This is a genomic window from Duganella vulcania (genome assembly GCF_009857655.1).
In the GTDB taxonomy this organism is placed as follows: Bacteria; Pseudomonadota; Gammaproteobacteria; order Burkholderiales; family Burkholderiaceae_D; genus Rugamonas; species Rugamonas vulcania.
In genome coordinates this window covers 1-17738 of the sequence record NZ_WWCX01000111.1, presented here as the reverse complement: position 1 = coordinate 17738, position 17738 = coordinate 1, and the positions used below count along the sequence as shown (strand labels likewise).

17 protein-coding genes and 1 pseudogene are annotated in these 17738 nt (G+C 66.2%); 9 read left to right on the top strand and 9 right to left on the bottom strand.

The annotated features are described in order from the left end of the window. From GTP90_RS31020 to GTP90_RS31005, 4 genes are all read left to right on the top strand, one after another. On the top strand, positions 1 to 1378 hold a 1378-nt coding region (locus tag GTP90_RS31020), incomplete at its 5' end, for a carboxylesterase/lipase family protein (RefSeq protein ID WP_161087132.1). A gap of 94 nt (positions 1379 to 1472) precedes the next feature. Beyond that, positions 1473 to 1940 (top strand): nuclear transport factor 2 family protein, encoded by a 468-nt coding sequence (locus tag GTP90_RS31015; protein WP_175048304.1) that lies wholly within the window; start codon positions 1473 to 1475, stop codon positions 1938 to 1940. Positions 1941 to 1954: 14 nt separating this feature from the next. Beyond that, positions 1955 to 2527: a TetR/AcrR family transcriptional regulator gene (locus GTP90_RS31010; RefSeq protein ID WP_254452126.1), complete on the top strand. Its 573-nt coding sequence runs from the start codon at positions 1955 to 1957 to the stop codon at positions 2525 to 2527. A 51-nt stretch (positions 2528 to 2578) separates the two neighbouring features. Beyond that, positions 2579 to 4261 carry a putative bifunctional diguanylate cyclase/phosphodiesterase gene (locus tag GTP90_RS31005; protein WP_161087131.1) on the top strand — a complete coding sequence of 561 codons (1683 nt, stop codon included), beginning with the start codon at positions 2579 to 2581 and terminating at the stop codon, positions 4259 to 4261. Positions 4262 to 4274: 13 nt separating this feature from the next. Here the strand turns inward: GTP90_RS31005 and GTP90_RS31000 are convergent, their stop codons facing one another. Then, a complete protein-coding gene (locus GTP90_RS31000; RefSeq protein ID WP_161087130.1) occupies positions 4275 to 5462 on the bottom strand; it encodes a DUF1501 domain-containing protein in 1188 nt (395 codons plus the stop codon). A gap of 11 nt (positions 5463 to 5473) precedes the next feature. Continuing rightward, a complete protein-coding gene (locus GTP90_RS30995; RefSeq protein ID WP_161087129.1) occupies positions 5474 to 7006 on the bottom strand; it encodes a DUF1800 domain-containing protein in 1533 nt (510 codons plus the stop codon). Between the two features lie 112 nt (positions 7007 to 7118). Between GTP90_RS30995 and GTP90_RS30990 the strand changes: the two genes are divergently transcribed. Beyond that, a complete protein-coding gene (locus GTP90_RS30990; RefSeq protein WP_161087128.1) occupies positions 7119 to 8456 on the top strand; it encodes a hypothetical protein in 1338 nt (445 codons plus the stop codon). Further along, positions 8453 to 8614 carry a hypothetical protein gene (locus GTP90_RS36525; RefSeq protein WP_175048302.1) on the top strand — a complete coding sequence of 54 codons (162 nt, stop codon included), beginning with the start codon at positions 8453 to 8455 and terminating at the stop codon, positions 8612 to 8614. The genes GTP90_RS30990 and GTP90_RS36525 overlap by 4 nt, the downstream gene beginning before the upstream one ends. A 148-nt stretch (positions 8615 to 8762) precedes the next feature. Here GTP90_RS36525 and GTP90_RS30985 read toward each other — a convergent pair whose 3' ends face one another. From GTP90_RS30985 to GTP90_RS30960, 6 genes are all read right to left on the bottom strand, one after another. Further along, positions 8763 to 9050: a hypothetical protein gene (locus tag GTP90_RS30985; RefSeq protein ID WP_008447145.1), complete on the bottom strand. Its 288-nt coding sequence runs from the start codon at positions 9048 to 9050 to the stop codon at positions 8763 to 8765. A gap of 181 nt (positions 9051 to 9231) precedes the next feature. Beyond that, positions 9232 to 9915, bottom strand: a complete 684-nt coding sequence (locus GTP90_RS30980; RefSeq protein WP_161087127.1) for an ABC transporter ATP-binding protein — start codon at positions 9913 to 9915, stop codon at positions 9232 to 9234. A gap of 17 nt (positions 9916 to 9932) precedes the next feature. Beyond that, positions 9933 to 10724: a phosphonate ABC transporter, permease protein PhnE gene (phnE, locus tag GTP90_RS30975; RefSeq protein WP_161087126.1), complete on the bottom strand. Its 792-nt coding sequence runs from the start codon at positions 10722 to 10724 to the stop codon at positions 9933 to 9935. After that, a complete protein-coding gene (locus GTP90_RS30970; RefSeq protein ID WP_161087125.1) occupies positions 10721 to 11548 on the bottom strand; it encodes a PhnE/PtxC family ABC transporter permease in 828 nt (275 codons plus the stop codon). The genes phnE and GTP90_RS30970 overlap by 4 nt, the downstream gene beginning before the upstream one ends. Next, the gene (locus tag GTP90_RS30965; protein WP_161087124.1) at positions 11548 to 12369 is read right to left on the bottom strand and encodes a phosphonate ABC transporter ATP-binding protein; all 822 of its coding nucleotides are present in this window, start codon (positions 12367 to 12369) and stop codon (positions 11548 to 11550) included. Before GTP90_RS30965 ends, GTP90_RS30970 begins: the two co-directional genes overlap by 1 nt. Positions 12370 to 12372: 3 nt before the next feature. After that, the gene (locus tag GTP90_RS30960; RefSeq protein ID WP_161087123.1) at positions 12373 to 13248 is read right to left on the bottom strand and encodes a putative selenate ABC transporter substrate-binding protein; all 876 of its coding nucleotides are present in this window, start codon (positions 13246 to 13248) and stop codon (positions 12373 to 12375) included. Positions 13249 to 13407: 159 nt separating this feature from the next. Between GTP90_RS30960 and egtD the strand changes: the two genes are divergently transcribed. Both egtD and egtB read left to right on the top strand, forming a co-directional pair. Then, entirely contained in the window at positions 13408 to 14421 is a 1014-nt protein-coding gene (gene egtD, locus GTP90_RS30955; RefSeq protein WP_175048303.1) for an L-histidine N(alpha)-methyltransferase, read from the top strand. A 15-nt stretch (positions 14422 to 14436) separates the two neighbouring features. Next, the gene (egtB, locus tag GTP90_RS30950; RefSeq protein WP_161087122.1) at positions 14437 to 15690 is read left to right on the top strand and encodes an ergothioneine biosynthesis protein EgtB; all 1254 of its coding nucleotides are present in this window, start codon (positions 14437 to 14439) and stop codon (positions 15688 to 15690) included. A 3-nt stretch (positions 15691 to 15693) separates the two neighbouring features. Here the strand turns inward: egtB and GTP90_RS30945 are convergent, their stop codons facing one another. Further along, complete coding sequence (locus GTP90_RS30945) at positions 15694 to 17271, bottom strand: cytochrome C (protein ID WP_161087121.1); 1578 nt, start codon at positions 17269 to 17271, stop codon at positions 15694 to 15696. A 153-nt stretch (positions 17272 to 17424) separates the two neighbouring features. Between GTP90_RS30945 and GTP90_RS30940 the strand changes: the two are divergent. Beyond that, positions 17425 to 17738 (top strand): annotated as a pseudogene (locus tag GTP90_RS30940) (histidine kinase); the annotation flags it as partial.

Below are 17738 nucleotides of genomic sequence, written 5' to 3'. Positions count from 1 at the left end.
GCCGCAGCCGGTGCCGGCATGGCGGGGCGTGCGCGACGCCGGCAGCTTCGCGCCGGCCTGCATGCAGCAGGGCGTGTCGATGCCGGGCGAGACCCCGCCGGCCGTCAGCGAGGATTGCCTGTACCTCAATCTGTGGGCGCCGCCGCGCCGCGCCGGCCGGCGCCTGCCGGTCATCGTCTGGATCCACGGCGGCGGCTATGCCAACGGTTCGGCGTCGATGCCGCTGTATCACGGCGACCGCCTGGCCCGCAGGGGCGTGCTGGTGGTGACGATCGCCTACCGCCTTGGCGCGCTGGGCTTCCTGGCCCACCCGGCGCTGAGCGCCGAGTCGCCCCAGCACACATCGGGCAACTACGGCCTGATGGACCAGATCGCGGCGCTCGAATGGGTGCGGCGTAACATCGCGGCCTTCGGCGGCGACCCGCGCCGCGTCACCATCGCCGGACAGTCGGCCGGCGCGATGGCCGTCAGCGCGTTGCTGGTATCTCCGCGCGCGCAGGGCCTGTTCCAGCGCGCCATCGCGCAGAGCGGCGGCATCTTCGAGCCGCTGCAGCTGGCGCCCGGCTACCTGCTGGCCAACGCCGAACGCGATGGCGCCGGCTACATGGCGTCGCTCGGCGCCGACACCGTCGAGGCGATGCGCATGCTGCCTGCCGAACGCCTGATGGGCGCGGGGGCGGGCGCCGTCACCCATCCCGTGATCGAACCGCATGTGCTGCCGCTGTCGCCGTACGAGGCCTATGTGCAGGGTCGCTATCGCGATGTGCCTTTGCTGCTGGGCTCAAACGCCGAGGAGGCGCGGGCGCTGGTCGATGTGGCGGCGGTGCGCGCCGACACTTTCGAGGCCGGCATCGCGGCCAGTGTCGGCGCCTTGCCGCCGGCGCTGCTGGCGGCCTATCCGCACGCTACGGACGGCGAGGCGCGCGAGGGCCGCCTGGGGCTGGAGCGCGACCTGCGCTTTGGCTGGGACATGTGGGCCTGGGCGCGGCTGGCGCAGGCGGGCCGCGCCCCGGTGTACTACTACAGCTTTGCGCATCGCCCGCCGTTTCCGGCAGATTCGGTTTATGCCGGCTGGGGCGCCAGCCACTACGCCGAACTGTGGTACATGTTCGACCATCTGGGCCAGGCGCCTTGGGCCTGGCGCGGCGCCGACCGCCAACTGGCGGCGCGGATGTCGGGCTACTGGGCCAATTTCGCCGCGACGGGCGACCCTAACGGCCCTGGCTTGCCGCGCTGGCCGGCGTTCCGCGGCGCGGACGGCAAGGTCCAGCTGCTGGCCGATCCGGTCGCCACCGGCCCGGTGCCGGCGCTCGATCATCTGCGGGTATTCGACGCCGTGTATTCCGGCCTGCGCGGCAAGGCGTTTGGCTTGCCGTAGCGGGACGGCGGAAAAAACCGCTTGCAATCGTTCGGGGCGAGGACTACACTTCGTTTGTACCGTTCGGTACAAACTACATGAAAAGGTAATCAAAATGACACGTCCACCCCTCCCTCCGTTCACCCTTGAAACCGCGATCCTGAAGGTCCGCCTGGCCGAAGATGGCTGGAACACGCGCAATCCGGAAAAGGTCTCGCTGGCCTACACCGAGGACTGCCGCTGGCGCAACCGCGCCGAATTCGTCACCGGCCGCGCCGCCATCGTCGGCCTGCTGACCCGCAAATGGACGCGCGAACTCGAATACCGCCTGATCAAGGAATTGTGGGCGTATGAGGGCAACCGCATTGCAGTTCGCTTCGCCTACGAATACCATGACGACTCCGGCCAGTGGTATCGCGCCTACGGCAACGAGAACTGGGAATTCGCCGAAGACGGTTTGATGCGCCACCGCCTGGCCAGCATCAACGAAGCGCCGATCGCGGCGGCCGACCGCAAGTTCCACTGGGACCTGAACGGCCCGCGTCCGGCCGATCATCCGGGCTTGAGCGATTTCGGATTCTAAAAAAGAAAGCAGACATGGCAAGAACGATGGTTGAACGCGGCGATGTGATCCCGCTGCTGGCGGAAGTGTTCCGGACTTACGGCTTCGAAGGCGCGAGCCTGACCCGTATCTCCGAGGGCACCAGGCTGGGCAAGGGCAGCATCTATAACTTTTTCCCCGGCGGTAAAGACGAGATGGCGGACGCCGTGCTGGCCGAGATCGACGGCTGGTTTCGCGAGCAGGTGTTCCAGCCGCTGCGCTCGTCCAGTGACGCGGCGCAGGGGATAGAGCGGATGTTCGTCGCGGTCGGCCGTTACTTCGAGTCGGGCCGCAAGGTCTGCCTGGTGGGCGTGTTCGCGCTGGGACATGAGCGCGACCGCTTCACGCTCAAGGTGCAGGGCTACTTCGCCGAGTGGGTGGCCGCGCTGGCCGACGCGCTGGAACGCGCCGGCCATGACGCCGACACCGCGCAGGCGCTGGCCGAGGATACGGTCGGCGCCATCCAGGGCGCGCTGGTGCTGGCGCGCGCGGCCGGCGAGCCGGAGCTCTTCATGCGCGCGCTGGAGCGCCTGCGGCGGCGCCTGGCCTTGCCATCGCCATCGCCCTGACGTTGAACTGTCTGGCGCCCTGCCGGTCAAACCTGTTTTGGGCGGCCCGCCATGAACACGTCGCTGACTTCAGATATCCTGCTCAGGCAGATCTACCAGAACGTTCGCGACTTCGCGATCTTCACCGTCGACAGGCACGGCGCGGTCAACAGCTGGAATGTCGGCGCGGAGCTGATCTTCGGCTACACCGCCGCTGAGATTACCGGCCGAGGCATCGAGCGCATCTTCACCGAGGCGGACCGCGCGCAAAACGAGCACCTGCGCGAGATGGAGACCGCCGCCATTTGCGGCCGCGCGGCCGACTATCGCTGGCACCTGCGCAAGGACCACTCGCTGTTCTGGGCAGACGGCGTGCTGACGCCCATCCCGGACGAGCAGGGACAGTTGATCGGCTACCTGAAAATCCTGCGCGACATCACCGACCGCAAGCTGGCGCAGGACGAGATCAGCCGCCTGGCCACCATCGATGTGCTGACGGGCCTGGCCAACCGCGCCGCCTTCGACGCGCGCCGGGCGGAGATGGTGGCGCTGGCCGGCCGCACCGGCCAGCTGTTGCTGCTGCTGATGATAGACCTGGACCGGTTCAAGCAGGTCAACGATGTGCTGGGCCATCATGCGGGCGACCTGCTGCTGCGGCAGACCGCGCAGCGCCTGCGCGCGGCCAGCCGGGAAAGCGATTTCATCGCGCGGCTGGGCGGCGATGAATTCGGCCTGCTGCAGTTGCATGCGCCGACGCCGGCGGTCGGCGGCATGCTGGCGGAAAAGCTGCTGTCCGAACTGGCCCGGCCTTTCCTGATCGGCGAGCGCGAAGCGCGCATCAGCGCCAGCGTCGGCATCGCCGTGTGTCCGGACGACGCGGCCGAGCCGGACGAGCTGCTGAAACGGGCCGACCTGGCGCTGTACCACGCGAAGAATTCCGGCCGCAACTGCTACCACTACTACACGGCCGAGCTGGACGAGATCGCGCACCGCAAGAATTCCGACCACGGCGAACTGCGCTCCCTGATGCAGGCCAAGTCGTTCTGGCTGGCCTACCAGCCGATCATCGATTGCGCCAGCGGCCGCACCATCGCCATGGAGGCGCTGTTGCGCGTGCCCGGCAGGCTGGCGGCGCATTCGGTCGAGTACATCATCGAACTGGCGCAGGAAAGCGGCATGCTGCCCGATCTGGGCGCCTGGGTATTCCGGCAGGCCTGCGGGCAGTTGCGGCGCTGGCGGGAGGCCGGCCTGTCCGAGCTGCGCATCTGTATCAACACCTGCGCCAAGGAGCTGCTCGATCCGGCCTATCTGGACCGCACCGAGCGCGCGCTGCGGGACTGCCGCCTGGAGCCTTGCGCGGTGGAGGTCGAGCTGACGGAACGCGATGCGATCGAGCTGGAACGCAGCGGCAGCAACGTCATCAAGCGCCTGCGGCAGCGTGGCTTTCTGCTGTCGCTCGACGATTTCGGCACCGGCTATTCGTCGCTCAGCTACCTGCGCGCGCTGCCGGTGACGACCATCAAGCTGGATAAGAGTTTTCTGCGCGGCGTGCCGGACAACGACGACGCCAACGCGGTGGCCCGTTCCGTCATCGAGCTGGCGCACAACCTGCGCCTGGACGTGATCGCCGAAGGTGTGGAAAGCCAGGAGCAGGCGCGTTTTCTGGAGGCGCTGGGATGCGGCGCGCTGCAGGGGCATCTGTATTCCGTCGCGCTGCCGGCCGACGGCGCCACCGCGTGGCTGCGGACCCACTAGCGCGGGGCCGCGCTCAGACCAAGCCGATGTCGCGGCCCTTGGTGCCGAAGATGTGTTCCACCTGTCCCGCATTGAGGCCGTACATGCGCGCCAGCAGGGCGCCGAACATTGCGCGGTATTCGTTGAGCACCGGGTAGTCGCGGTTCTGGAACAGCGTGGCCTGCTCCACGCGTAGTTGCTCGCCGCGCACCTTGCCGCCCCGGACGCCGCCGCCCAGCACCCAGTACACCGAGCCATGTCCATGGTCGGTGCCGCGGTTGCCGTTCTCGCGGAAGGTGCGTCCGAACTCGCTGACCACGATCACCACCGTGTCCTTCCAGTCCGGCCCCATCTCCTGCGCGAAGCCGGCCAGGCCGCGTCCCAGTTCGTCCAGCCGGCCGGCCAGGTAGCCGGTGGCGCCGCCCTGGCCGACGTGGGTGTCCCAGCCGCCGACGTCGACGAAGCCGATGTTATATTTGTCCTTCATCAGCTTGGCGATGCGGCGCGCCTCCAGCTCGAAGCCCTTGGCGGTGATGGCGTTGCGGTTGGCCGCGTCCATCTCGCCGATCATTTCCTTCATCACGTCCTCGCGCACCGCGAAGCCGTCGCGCACCGGCTGCGACAGCGGCGTGCCGTCGTACATGGCGGCGATCAGCTTGGCCTGGCGCGCATCGACCGAGGGCTTGGCGATGGAGCGCAGCGCCATGTTCGGCAGCTGCACGCCGCCCTGCATGATCAGGGGAAGCTGGTCGGTGAAGGAGATGGCGCTGGCCCGGTCGGCGCTCAGCGTCTGCGCCAGCCGGTTGAGGAAGCCGGAGCGGTAGTCGCGCGTGCGGTCCAGCGCTTGTCCGAGCTCGATGCTGTCCTGGGTTTCGAAGTGGCTGCGCGAGATGTCCTCGGTGCCGGCGAACGGCACGAACGCCGCCTGGCCGGCCGTGAACAGCGGGTAGATGCTGTCGCGCAGGGCCGGATGCAGGCCCCAGTCGCTGTCGATGGGCAGGGCGGAATTGAGTTCGGCGCTGGGCTTGGGCACGGCGATGTTGGGGCGCGCCTGGTAGTAGAACTGGCTGGAGATCGGCACCAGCAGGCTGGCGGCGTCGTAACCGCCGCGCATGAAGACGAACAGCAGCCGGGATTTGCCGGCCGGTGCGGCCCACAGATTGCCCGCCATCGCGGGCAGCGCCAGCGCGGACAGGGATTTGAGCAGGGTGCGGCGTTGCATGGTGCGGTTCCTTAACGGTGCATCAGTTCCGGCGACGACAATAGGAATGTGTTCCATTCCTGCGGCGAGGTGGCCTGGTCCAGCACCTGGCGGGTGGCGGGGCTGATGGTCTTTTGCAGCGACTGGTAGTACAGCGCGTTGGCCAGTTGCGGGAAGGCGGCGCGTTCCTGCGCCTGCGGGCCGTCGGTCTTGAACAGGCCAGCGTTGCCCGAGCCGATGGCCTTGGCGATCTCGAAGCGGGTGGTCATCTGGCCCGGGCTGGCCCAGCCGGATTGCGTGAGCTGGTAGCCGTCCGGCGTCTGGCGGCCGTAAAGCGGCTCGGCCATGCGGTTAAGCCAGTACAGCATCGGGCCGGTGTTGAGCACCACCTTGTCGTCGTAGGCCAGGCGCACGGCGGACACCACGTAATGCGCCGGGTCCTTGAATTTTCGGCCCAGCGACTGCGCGAATTCGGCCGACGTGAACATGGTGCGCAGCACGGCGGCGATGTCGCCGTCGGTGGACTGGAAGGTGGCCGCCATGCGTTCCACCAGCGCCGGCGGCGCTTCGTCGGCGACGAAGTAGAGCGCCAGCTTGCGGCTGATGAAATGCGCGGTGGCCGGATGGCGGCACAGGCGGTCGAGCGCCTCGTCCACTTCGGCCAGGCCGCGTCCCTTGACGGCCTGGCCGAGGAATTCCTTGTTGCCGTAGTCGTGGCGGTTCGGGTTGAATTCAAACAGCCCTTGCCGCACATACTGCGCTTGCAGTTCCTTCTTCACGCCCGGCGTATTGGTGCCCATGTTGACGCCGACCCCGGTGAGGATGCGCGCCAGTTCCTGCACGTCGCGCTGGCTGTAGCCGCCGTCCACGCCCAGCGTGTGCAGCTCCATCAGCTCGCGCGCGTAGTTCTCGTTGATATGGCCGGCGGCGTTCTGCTCGTTATCCAGGTAGCGGATCATGGCCGGATGGCGCAGCGTGGCGGACAGCAGGTCGCGGAACTTGCCCAGCGCGTGGGCGCGCACCGCGTTGTCCTCGTAGTCGCCGACCAGCACGCGCAGGTTGCTCTTGCCTTGGTGGACGTTGAAGTGGTTCATCCAGAACCACGTCATCTGCTCCTGCAGCTGGTTGGGCGAGTACAGGTCGCGCAGCAGCGAACGCGTGGCCGCCTCCTTGGCGATGCGGTTCAACTCCTGCTGGTAGGCCTGCTGCGCGGCTTTCTTCTGGTCGTCGTCGGCTATTTTGTCGGCGTCCTTGCGCTGCTGGTCCAGGTCCTGGTTCAGCTGCGGCAGCGGCTTGCGGGTGATGGTCATGGCGTCGATCTGCGCCTGTGCGGCTGCGGGCAGGCGCGCGGCGCCGGGATGCAGCTGTTGTTCCAGCCAGGCGTCGTAGCCGACTTTTTCGGCCTGCTGGTAGGTGCCCAGGTTGACGCCCCAGCTGACGCGGTTCAGCGCTCCGCTGAGCTGCTCGGGCTTGACGGCGGACGGACCGGCGCCGCCACCGGTCGCGGCGCAACCGGCCAGCATCAGCGCGCCGCAGGCGGTCAGGGAAAATGATAGAGGTCTCATGAAGCTGAGTATAGTTCGCGAACGGGGCCGGGCGGCGCGCCTAACAAAATGTTACAAACTGTATAATGCAGAGACATTAACATGATCCTTTTATCATCCTGAACGGACATCCATGAATCGCAAACAGTTGTTGGCCGCGTTGGCCTTGGCCGCCAGCGCAAGCTGCCACGCGGCGGTCACGCTGCAAGTCACCACGTCCGTGCATTTCGAACCGACCAAGTCCGCCACCAATCTGCCGCCGGACAGCAAGACCACGGCCTTCGTCACGCTGGCTGACGATTACATCGCGGCCAAATCCGGCAACGCGACGACAATCTACGATTTCAAGAACCGCCGCCGCGTGGTGCTGGACGACGCGAACAAAACCTATGTCGACTACTCGCTGTACGACACCCTCGGCTTCCGGGTCTTCGAGATGCGCAGCCGCATCGGCATGAACGCCGCGCTGGCCAAGGCAGCGATCCCCGATTTCAAGCCGCCCCGCAAGGTGGACCTGGAGCAGGAACTGACGCTGGCCGAGGACAGCGCCAGCGTCATCGACGTCTCCACCAGCGGCGACACGCTGCGCTTCACCAGCGAAGGCATTCCATTGGCGGCATGGAGCAAGCATGGCGCCCAACCCGGCGCGCGCGATGTGGCCCACTTCGCGCAGCTGCTGCGCTACGTGCAATCCATTCATCCGCAAGTACTGGCCAGGCTGGCCGAGGGCGGCGTGATTCCAGACAGCCTGACCTTCACCACCAATACCGCACTCGCCCCCGTGACGGTCCGCATGGATGTGGAAAAAGTGCAGGGCGCATCGCCGCCGGCCTTTACGCTGCAAGGCTACGCACCGCGCCAGGCCACGCCGGCGCAGGGCGCGCTGGAGGCGCTGGTCGACCGCATGGCGGCGCAGACACCGAAACAGCTGGACGCCTTGCGCGCCGCGCATCCCTGCGACACCGAGGCCGCCTACCGCGAAGACCAGCTGCTCGACACGATGCTCGGCCGCGTCGAGTGCACGCTTTCTACCGGCGCGCCGATGCTGACCTTCACGCCGGCGCAGCTGGAACAGGTACGCGCCAGCGTTCCGGTCAGCCTGGCTTTCGGCGCCACCCAGACCACCAAGCAGGAAGAATTTGAGGCGTCGGTGAAGACCTTGTCCGGCCTGCGCAGCCAGGCGCCGCGCAAGGCTTATGTATTGAAGCTCTTTGAAGCGAACAACCGCGCCAGGCTGGGGCAGTTCAACGAATCCAGCCAGTTGTTTGCCGATGTGCTGGAGGCCAATCCGGTGCTGGGCGGCGCCTGGAAGGACATGGGCGACCTGATGATCATGCGCTTCGATATGCCGGCGGCGTGGCGTAGTTGGGACGTCGGCCGCCGCATCGCGCCGACGCTGCCGAATTTTGCCTACGTCAACCAGCTGGAGAGCGAAATGGCCAAGCGCCATCCCGAGTATTTGATATATTGAGGAGAACAACAACCAGCCGAGCCAAGGCCCGCTGCGCGCTGGGCTTCTGGAAGGGGGAGCTGTTGATGGCCGATGAGGCCAACCGCGAGGAGATGGGGCAGTTCGGCCGCAGGATCGCCGAAGGCAAGGCGCGCAACTGGAAGTACGAGAAGTGCTAGTCCGGTGTTAGCTTGGCAAACTGGAGAAGGGATGAGGCAGATAGGGAGGTAATGCGGCGTTCAGCGGGGTTTGGGCTGATCGCAGGGCGCATTTAGGGCGCCGGATACCGCATGCCGGCGCCTGGCATGGCATGAGCAGCTAGGCTGTTCAGTGCATGGACGCGGTCGACAGATCCTTCAATTCCCGTATGCTGATATCTGACTTCTCATGCATACGCAGCAAAATGGTGGCGCCAACTGCTAACTTCCGGTGCCGAATCTTGCTGATGATGGGCGGTTGTACCTCTAGGACTCTGCAAAGTTCCGCATCGTTTTTAAGGTTCATCTTTTCGATCAAAGTGTCAAGAAGCTTGTTCGGAACAAAACTGGAAGGTTCCAGTGCCCGAGCGCGATTCATGGCTTCGATCAGTTCCAGCTTTTTTTGCCGTACGTTCATGATTGCTCCTCCTTTGCTCAAAACGTGAAAAGAAAATTACGTTTCCCGGCAAGGCTAGCGTCCACACTTATTTGGTCTGAATGTGGTACGCAACTCAACATTCTTGATAACCATGCAAGTTGAGTTCAATAATACTACGTGGGAGCAAGGATACGCTTGTTTGATAAAAAAATTATCTTGTTTATTGCTTAAACGTGTTGACGTTTGTTGTTTCTTGTATCCCTGTTTTTGAAAGTTGTAGGACTTTGTCTGTCATTTCGGCCGCGTGCTGCGAATGCGTGACCATGATCGCGCACGCACCGGTGGCTTTGATTTCCCGCCGCAGCAAGGTCAGGATGCTGTGGGCGGTATCGGGATCGAGGTTGCCGGTCGGTTCGTCGGCCAGCACCAGGGCGGGGCGGTGCACCAGCGCGCGGGCGATGGCCACCCGCTGCATCTCGCCGCCGGACAGTTGATGCGGGAAGTCTGCGCCACGCCCGCCCAGGCCCACGGCCTCCAGCATTTCCGCCGCGCGTTCCGTCGGCAGGCCGTTCAGCAGCAGCGGCAGGGCCACGTTCTGCAGCAGCGTCAAATGCGGCAGCACGTGGAAAGCCTGGAAGATGAAGCCCATGCGCGCGCGCCGCAGCCTGGTGGCGGCGTCGTCGTCCAGGCCGGACATCGGCACGCCGTCGACGATGATGGGCGAGTCGCCCGGCGCGGCGTCGGGCGTATCGAGGCCGGCGATGAGGTTCAGCAGCGTCGATTTGCCGACGCCCGAGTCGCCCATGATGGAGACGAATTCGCCGGCCTTGAAGTTCCACGACAGGTTGGACAGCACCGGACGGCCGCTGGCATAGGATTTGGACAGGTTGCGCAGTTCGAGCATGAAGGCCTTGGCGAAGATTAGCGGGTGAGGAAGCGGCGCAGCGCGAAGCTGATGCCATCGACCAGCGCGACCAGCAGCAGCATGGCGATGATGACGGTGGCGGCCTTCTGCATCTGGAACAGCGACAGGTGGTACTTGAGCATCTGCCCAAGGCCGCCGGCGCCGACCACGCCCAGGATGGCGGCGGCGCGGATGTTGTTCTCCCAGCGGTACAGCGTGTAGGACAGCATCTGCGGCAGCGTTTGCGGCAGCGTGGCGTAGAAGAAGGCCGTGGCGGCGGTGGCGCCGTTGGTGCGCAGGCTTTGTTCCGGCAGCGGCGCGGCGTTCTCCAGCGAGTCGGCGAACAGGCGTCCCAGCACGCCGGCGGTGTGCGCGCCCAGCGCCAGCGTGCCGCCGAACGGCCCAAGGCCGCAGGCGATCAGCAGGATCGAGGCCCACACCAGTTCCGGAATGGAGCGCAGCACATTGAGCAGGCCGCGCATCAGCGAGCGCGCCACGTGGCCGAAGCGGCCGGACGCGGACAGCGAGAACGCCAGGCCGGCCATCACCGCCAGCAGCGTGCCAAGCGCGGACATGGCCATCGTCTCCAGCGCGGCCCAGCCGGTTTTGGCCAGGAAGGGCGCGGACAGGTCGGGCGGCGCGAAGCCGGCCAGCAGCTCCAGCGAGCTGTTGACCGCTTCCAGCGTGAAGAACTCGCGCCACTTCAATGGCAGCGAGGCGAAGCTGGCCACCACCAGCAGCACCAGCATGGCCAGCATGGCCAGCACGGTCCAGTCGCGGCGCGGCGGCTTGGGCATGGTGTGGTTCATCCGAGGCGCCTCCGCAGGACTTTGGAGAACTGGTCGGCCAGCGCCACCAGCAGCACGAACACCAGCAGCATGGAGGACACTTCGGCGCCGGCCAGCATCTTCATCGATTCGTCCATGCGCTGACCGAGGCCGCCGGCGCCGACAAAGCCCATCACCACCGAGCCGCGCACCGCGCATTCCCAGCGGTAGAAGGTGTAGGACATCAGTTCCGACGCGGCCTCCGGCAGCGCGCCATACATCAGCGCTGCCAGTCGCCCGCTGCCGTTGGCCAGCAGCGTGTCGCTGGCGTGGGAGTCGGACGATTCGAGGATCTCGGCGTACACCTTGCCCAGCATGCCGCAGTAGGTGAGGGCGATGGCCAGCACGCCGGCGGTCGGCCCCAGGCCGATGATGCGCACGAACAGCAGCGCCCATACCAGTTCCGGCACGCTGCGCAGCACCACCAGCGTCCAGCGCACCGACTGGCGCACCAGCATGGCCAGGGGGCGCATGCGGCCCGTGCCCAGGCGCGAGATCGACAGCTGTTCGTTGACGATCAGCGTGGCGGGAATGGCGCCCAGCAGCGCCAGGGCCAAGCCGGAGGTGGCGATGGCGACGGTCAGCCAGGTCTGCTCCAGCAGCATGGCGAGGAATTCGGAACTGTGCACGGGCACCAGGAAGTCGGCCAGGAAGCGGCCGGTGGCGGTGAGGCTTTGCCAGTCGAACAGTATCCACGGCTTGAATTCGGTGACCACCAGCGCCGGCCACAGGACCAGCAGGCAGATGGCGGTGGCGGCCACGCGGCCGCGCCAGGCCGGATCCGGATGGGAGGACAACGTCGCCATCACAGGCAGGCGCCGACGCCGAGCTTGACCGCCATCGCCTCGTGGTCCAGCGGTTTGGCGCTGGCGGCGGGTTGTTCGCCTTGATACAGCGCGGCGATCATGTCGGGCGTGACCTGGGCGCGCGGCAGGTCGAATTCGATGCGGCCGTCGCGCAGGCCGACGATGCGCGGGAAGTGGCTCAGCGCCAGGTCGACCTGGTGCAGGCTGCAGATCAGGGTGGCGTTGCGGGCCCTGGCCTCGTCGCGCAGGGTGGACAGCGTCAGCTCGGACAGCACCGGGTCGAGCGCGGACAGCGGCTCGTCCACCAGCAGCGCCTTGGCCGGCGACAGCAGCAGCCGCGCCAGGCCGCAGCGCTGGCGCTCGCCGCCGGACAGGCGGTCGACGCGGGAATACAGTTTGTCGCCCAGGTTAAAGCGCGACAGCGCCTGCCAGGCCGCTTCGGGGTCGGCAGGCTTGAACAGCGAGACCAGGGCGCGCCACAAGCTCCATTGCGGCAGGCGCGCGGCCAGCACCGCCGTCACCACGCGCTGGCGCGGCGGCAGCGGCGGCGTTTGCGGCGCCAGGAACAGCTGCGCGCGCAGACGATGGCGCTCCGCGTGGCCCAGCGCCCACGGATCGACACCGAAGGCCTGGAAGCTGCCATCGGCCGGCTGGTGGGCGCAGGCCAGCGTCGCCAGCAAGGTGGTCTTGCCGGCGCCGGATGGGCCGATCAGGGCCAGTTGCTCGCCCTGTTCGATCGTCAAGGAGATCGCATGCAGCGCGGAGGCCTGCGATGCACCAATGTGGCGCACCGTCAGGTTCCGCAGGTCGTAAGTGGACATCGATTACTTCTTCAGCAGGCCCGCGTTTTGTGCGGCGGCTTCGATCGCGGTGTAGTTCTCGGCCTTGGTCGGGATGAACTTGGAGGCGCGCTGCAGGTCCATGATGGCCTTGTCCTGTGGGTTCTTGGCGTCCAGCGCCAGGAAGGCGTCGGTCAGCTTCTTCTTCAGGTCCGCATTCATGTCGGTGCGCACGCTCCAGTTGTAGTCGTAGTAGCCGGGCGTGGTGTAGAACACGCGGACCACGGCCGGATCGACCTTCTTCTCGGCGACCATTTTTTCCCACACCGAGATGTTCAGCGCGCCGGCATCGACCTTGCCGCCCGCGACAGCGGCCACGGTGGCGTCATGCGCGCCGGAGAAGGCGATGCGTTTCAGGTCGGTGTCCGGATTGATCTTCGCGGCCAGCAGGTAGGAGCGCGGCATCAGGTGGCCCGAGGTCGAGGACTCCGAACCAAAGCTCAGCGTGTGGCCCTTCAGGTCTTCCAGCTTGTGGATGTCCTTGTTGGTGGTGATGAAGACGGAGCGGAATTTTTCATCTTCGGCGCGCTGCACCAGTGGCGTGATCTGGTTCTTGCTGCGGTCCTTGGCCTGCACGAAGGTGAAGCCGCCAAACCAGACCATGTCGACCTTCTTGTTGATCAGCGCTTCGACCGAGGCGGCGTAGTCGGTGACGGGGGTGAACTCGACCTTCATGCCGATTTTCTTTTCCAGGTACTCGCCCAGCGGCTTGAATTTGCGCTGCAATTCGGTTGGCGCCTCGTCCGGGATGGCGGACACGCGGAACACGTGGTCGGCCGACTGGGCCTGGGAGTGGGCGGCTGCCAGCATCAGGCCGGCGGCGAACAGGGATTTGATGGTGCGCATGGCGGAAAATTTCATGATCGGGAGCCCTTTTTTTGTAAGATTTATATGTCGATTTCGACGAATGTGAAAGACCGCACGGTTTTATCGGCCCGGCACTGCAAAATGGATATTCGGCTATCATAACAAAAATGTTATCCGCAGCAGGGATGACCATCTTTTAAAGGCAGAGCATATATGCAGATGTCCCGCTCTTCGGCGATCCGTGTTGTTTCGCCCGACGACAGCAACACGCCTGCGCCGCAGCAGCGGCAGCACGCGCATGGCAGCGCGGAGGTGGTCGCGGAAATCAGCGCCGGCCTGCTGGCCGCCCGCCCGCACATCTCGCCCAAGTTCCTGTACGACGGCCTGGGCTCCAAGCTGTTCGAGGCCATTTGCGAGCTTCCCGAATATTATCCGACCCGCACCGAGGCCGCCATCTTCGCCCGGCATGGCGCGGACATGGCGCGCGCCATCGGCGCCGGCGCCGTGCTGATCGACCTTGGCGCAGGTAACTGCGCCAAGGCCGCCAGCCTGTTCCCGCTGCTGCAGCCGGCGCAGTATGTGCCGGTCGATATCTCGCGCGACTTCCTCACCGAGGCGGTCAGCCGTCTGCAGCAGCGCTTCCCGGAGATCGAGATGACCGCACTGGGGCTGGACTTTTCCAATGGCTTCGCGCTGCCGGACAGCGTGCGGCATGGCCGCCGGCTGTTCTTCTATCCCGGTTCGTCGATCGGCAATTTCTCGCCGGAGCAGGCGGTGAGCTTCCTGCGTGGCCTGCGCGACAACGCGGGCGCCGATGGCGGCCTGCTGATCGGCGTGGATTTGATCAAGGACAGCGCCGTGCTGGACGCGGCCTATGACGATGCGCTGGGCGTCACGGCGGCCTTCAACCTGAATATGCTGCGCCACCTGAATCACCTGGCCGGTGCCGACTTCGATGTCGGCCAGTGGCAGCACCGGGCTTTCTTCAATGAGGAAGGCAGCCGCATCGAGATGCACCTGGAGGCGCGCGCCGCGCTGACCGTGCGCTGGAACGGCGGCGAGCGCCAATTCGCGCGCGGCGAGCGCATTCACACCGAGGACAGCTACAAGTACACGCGGCAGTCCTTCGTTGGCCTGCTGGAGCGGGCCGGCTTTTCGTCGGCCCAGGTCTGGACCGATCCATCGAACTGGTTCGCCGTCATCCACGCCCAAGTCACTCCTTCCTGAAAGCCGATCACGCCCATGGACATGCGCCCACCGAAACTGGACCTTACCGCCCGCTATGACAAGGTGCGCCGCCGTTCGCTGGCGCTGGCCGAGCCGCTGACCGACGAGGATTGCGGCGCGCAGTCGATGCCGGATGCGAGTCCCATCAAGTGGCACCTGGCGCACACCACCTGGTTCTTCGAGACCTTCATCCTCGAACGCATGGAGGCCGACTTCGCGCCGTTCCATCCGGCGTTCCGGGTGCTGTTCAACTCCTACTACAACGGCATCGGCGAGAAGCATCCGCGCGCGCAGCGCGGCTTGCTGACGCGGCCCGCGATGGTGCAGGTGCGCGCCTACCGCGCCGATGTCGACGCCCGCATCGGCCGGCTGCTGGCCGCCGATCTCGATGCCGAGCGGCGCGCCCAGTTGACGATGCTGGTCACGCTGGGACTGGAACACGAGCAGCAGCACCAGGAGCTGATGCTCACCGACGTGAAGCACCTGCTGGCGCAAAGCGCGCTGCTGCCCGAGTACATGGACGTGCCGCTGGCGCGCGCCAAGGCGGCGCCGCCGATGGCGTGGCTGCCGTTCGAAGGCGGCCTGACCGACATCGGCCACCAGGGCGACGGCTTCTGCTTCGACAACGAGCTGCCGCGCCACAAGCAGTACGTGGCGCCGTTCGAGCTGGCGTCGCGGCTGGTGACGAACGGCGAGTACCTGGAATTCATCGCCGCCGGCGGCTACTTCAATGCCGCCTTGTGGCTGGCCGAGGGCTGGGACTGGGTGCGTAGCCAGAACCTGAATTGCCCGATGTACTGGCATCAGGACGACAAGGGGCAGTGGCAGGAGTTCACGCTGCACGGCGCGCAGGCGCTGGACCTGTCGCGGCCCGCGACGCATTTGTCGCTGTATGAAGCGGATGCTTACGCACATTGGGCCGGCGCCCGTTTGCCGACCGAGGCGGAATGGGAGTACGCCGCTGCGCGGGCGGTGGTGGAAACCGGTACGCTGCATCCGGCCGGCGCCGCCGATGCGGACGGGTTATTGCAGATGTTCGGCCACTGCTGGCAGTGGACCAGCAGCAGCTACGCTCCCTATCCCGGCTACCAGTGCGCGCCCGGTGCGCTGGGCGAGTACAACGGCAAATTCATGCTGAACCAGTACGTGCTGCGCGGCTCGTCCTGCGCCACGCCGGACGGCCACGCGCGCGCCAGCTATCGCAATTTCTTCCCGGCCGGCGCCCGCTGGCAGTTCACGGGCATCCGGCTGGCGCGCCTGGCGCCGTAAGGCTTACAGCGCCTTCATGAAGGCCGCCAGGTCGGCCGCCTCCTGCGCGGTGAAGCCGATGGCGAAACGCTTGTCGTAGAAGGTCACGATGTCCTCGATCGTGTGCACAGAGCCGTTGTGGAAGTAGGGCGAGCGCGATTCGATGCCGCGCAGGCCGGGAACCTTGACGCGGCCGATGTCCTTCCATTTCCCCGTCTGCATGGCGGCACCAGGATCGGTGGTGGCCACCGTCTCGCCGGTGACGTTGTTGCGCAGCGTGTAGAGCGGCATGTCGGCCGTGCGGCGGGATCCGTCCGAGACGCCGGTGTTGAACATGCGGACGATCGAATGCGTGCCGGAGGCGGGCGTGTCGTGGCAGCTGGCGCAGGTGCCGCGCTGCAAAGGACGCCGCAACTCGTCGTTGAAGCCGGCCACGCCGGTGATGTTGAACGGCTTGTTGTTAAAGATTTGCTCGCCGCGCGCGATCGAGGCGCGGGCCAGGTTCTGCGGGCTTGGTGGCGCCGGTGGCGGTGGAGCGGGGCGGCCGCGCGCAGGTGGCGGTGGCGGCGCAGGACGATCCAGGTTGCGCCAGGCGCCGAAGATCGCCATCACATTGCGGTTGAACGGCGCGCCGGTCTGGTAGTCGCCGGATTCGAGGTCGTTGATGCCGAAGTAGAAGGCGGCGGACGCCAGCCGCGCAGGGCCGCCCAGCGCGCCGGCGTCGGTCAGGCTGCCGGCGTCGATGGAACTGACCTGGGTGGTGAACAGGGTCTTTTCGAAATCGACGATGGCGCGCTGCTCGGCGGCGGTCAGGTCCTGCGCGGCTTCGGCGTGGCCGCGCACGGCGTCGTTGGACTGATGCAGCAGGCCGGCATCGGCGGTGGCGAAGCACTGCGTTGGCCGTACGTCCTTCAGGCACAGGGCGGAGGCGGGATCGCCGGAGGTTTCGCGGCTGTCCCACATCACGCTGCTGGTGAATTTGAGATTGGTGGTGGGCAGCGGGCGGCGGAACAGCGACAGCTCCCTGGCGCTGGCGTAGTTGTACGGGTCGTCGGTTTTGACCAGCGTGAACTCGGCGCCGGAGGGCATCGGCAGGCCGACGCGTATCAGGCCCTTGGTCAGCAGCATGCTGTAGGCGACGCGCTTCTGGTCCAGCGTGGCGGTGGCGGCCAGCGGCGAGACGGCGCCGTCCACCAGGCGGAACACCGGATCGGTGCCGCCGCTGTTGGTGAAGCGTTCGGCCAGCTTGTCCGGGCCGATGCTCCAGCCGTTGTCCGGCTGGTGGCAAGTGGCGCAGGAGCGGCCGTTGCCGAAGGGTTTGAAGAAGGGATTGGCCGTGTCCACCGCGCCCGCGGTGCTGAAGGTGAGCGATGTGCCTTCGTCGTTGGCCACCGGGGCCAGCACCACGGGCGGTGCCACCGGCGCGGCCGCCGCCAGCACGGAGACGCCGGACTGCGTCGCAGGGGCGGTCGGTGCGGCGCTCTGCTGCACGCCCTCTGTCGCGGTGACTGTGTTGTTGGTCGCCGCCGGGTCGCTGCCGCCGCATGCGGCCAGCAGGGTTGCGACGATGGCCGGTGTCAGGTAAAGCGCGCGTTGATACATGGTGTTCTCCGTCTGGTGTGGTGACGGTGCGAGATTGCCGTGCAAATGTGTAGAAAAAATGAAGGCGGGCGGTGATGTCGCGTTTTTGCCAGTGCCTCATAATTTCTCCACATTTGGCGGTTATGATGGAGGCATGAAGCCAAGGAGCCAGCCATGCGGTTGACCATCGCCCGCAAGATCGCGCTGGCGGTGACCGCTATCGTCATCCTGTGCGTGGGCACGATGGCGTGGGTGGCCAGCAGTAACCTCAAGCGCGGCTTCGTCGCTTATCTCAACGAACTTCAGGTCCAGGACTTCGACCAGCTGCGCGAGCTGCTGGAGGACCGTTATCGCACCGAGGGCAATTTCGAATGGCTGCGCGGGCAGCCGCGCGCGCTCGGCGACGTGCTGGCGCGGATGACGCCGCGCAGCCAGGTGTTCGAGCCGGATGGCGACGCGCACCGTCCGCGCCACGGCCGCCGTCCACC

Coding starts and splice junctions, on each gene's coding strand:
- GTP90_RS31015 (WP_175048304.1), top strand. CDS start 1,473: ATGACACGTCCACCCCTCCCTCCGTTCACCCTTGAAACCGCGATCCTG.
- GTP90_RS31010 (WP_254452126.1), top strand. CDS start 1,955: ATGGCAAGAACGATGGTTGAACGCGGCGATGTGATCCCGCTGCTGGCG.
- GTP90_RS31005 (WP_161087131.1), top strand. CDS start 2,579: ATGAACACGTCGCTGACTTCAGATATCCTGCTCAGGCAGATCTACCAG.
- GTP90_RS31000 (WP_161087130.1), bottom strand. CDS start 5,462: ATGCAACGCCGCACCCTGCTCAAATCCCTGTCCGCGCTGGCGCTGCCC.
- GTP90_RS30995 (WP_161087129.1), bottom strand. CDS start 7,006: ATGAGACCTCTATCATTTTCCCTGACCGCCTGCGGCGCGCTGATGCTG.
- GTP90_RS30990 (WP_161087128.1), top strand. CDS start 7,119: ATGAATCGCAAACAGTTGTTGGCCGCGTTGGCCTTGGCCGCCAGCGCA.
- GTP90_RS30985 (WP_008447145.1), bottom strand. CDS start 9,050: ATGAACGTACGGCAAAAAAAGCTGGAACTGATCGAAGCCATGAATCGC.
- GTP90_RS30980 (WP_161087127.1), bottom strand. CDS start 9,915: ATGCTCGAACTGCGCAACCTGTCCAAATCCTATGCCAGCGGCCGTCCG.
- phnE (WP_161087126.1), bottom strand. CDS start 10,724: ATGAACCACACCATGCCCAAGCCGCCGCGCCGCGACTGGACCGTGCTG.
- GTP90_RS30970 (WP_161087125.1), bottom strand. CDS start 11,548: ATGGCGACGTTGTCCTCCCATCCGGATCCGGCCTGGCGCGGCCGCGTG.
- GTP90_RS30965 (WP_161087124.1), bottom strand. CDS start 12,369: ATGTCCACTTACGACCTGCGGAACCTGACGGTGCGCCACATTGGTGCA.
- GTP90_RS30960 (WP_161087123.1), bottom strand. CDS start 13,248: ATGAAATTTTCCGCCATGCGCACCATCAAATCCCTGTTCGCCGCCGGC.
- egtD (WP_175048303.1), top strand. CDS start 13,408: ATGCAGATGTCCCGCTCTTCGGCGATCCGTGTTGTTTCGCCCGACGAC.
- egtB (WP_161087122.1), top strand. CDS start 14,437: ATGGACATGCGCCCACCGAAACTGGACCTTACCGCCCGCTATGACAAG.
- GTP90_RS30945 (WP_161087121.1), bottom strand. CDS start 17,271: ATGTATCAACGCGCGCTTTACCTGACACCGGCCATCGTCGCAACCCTG.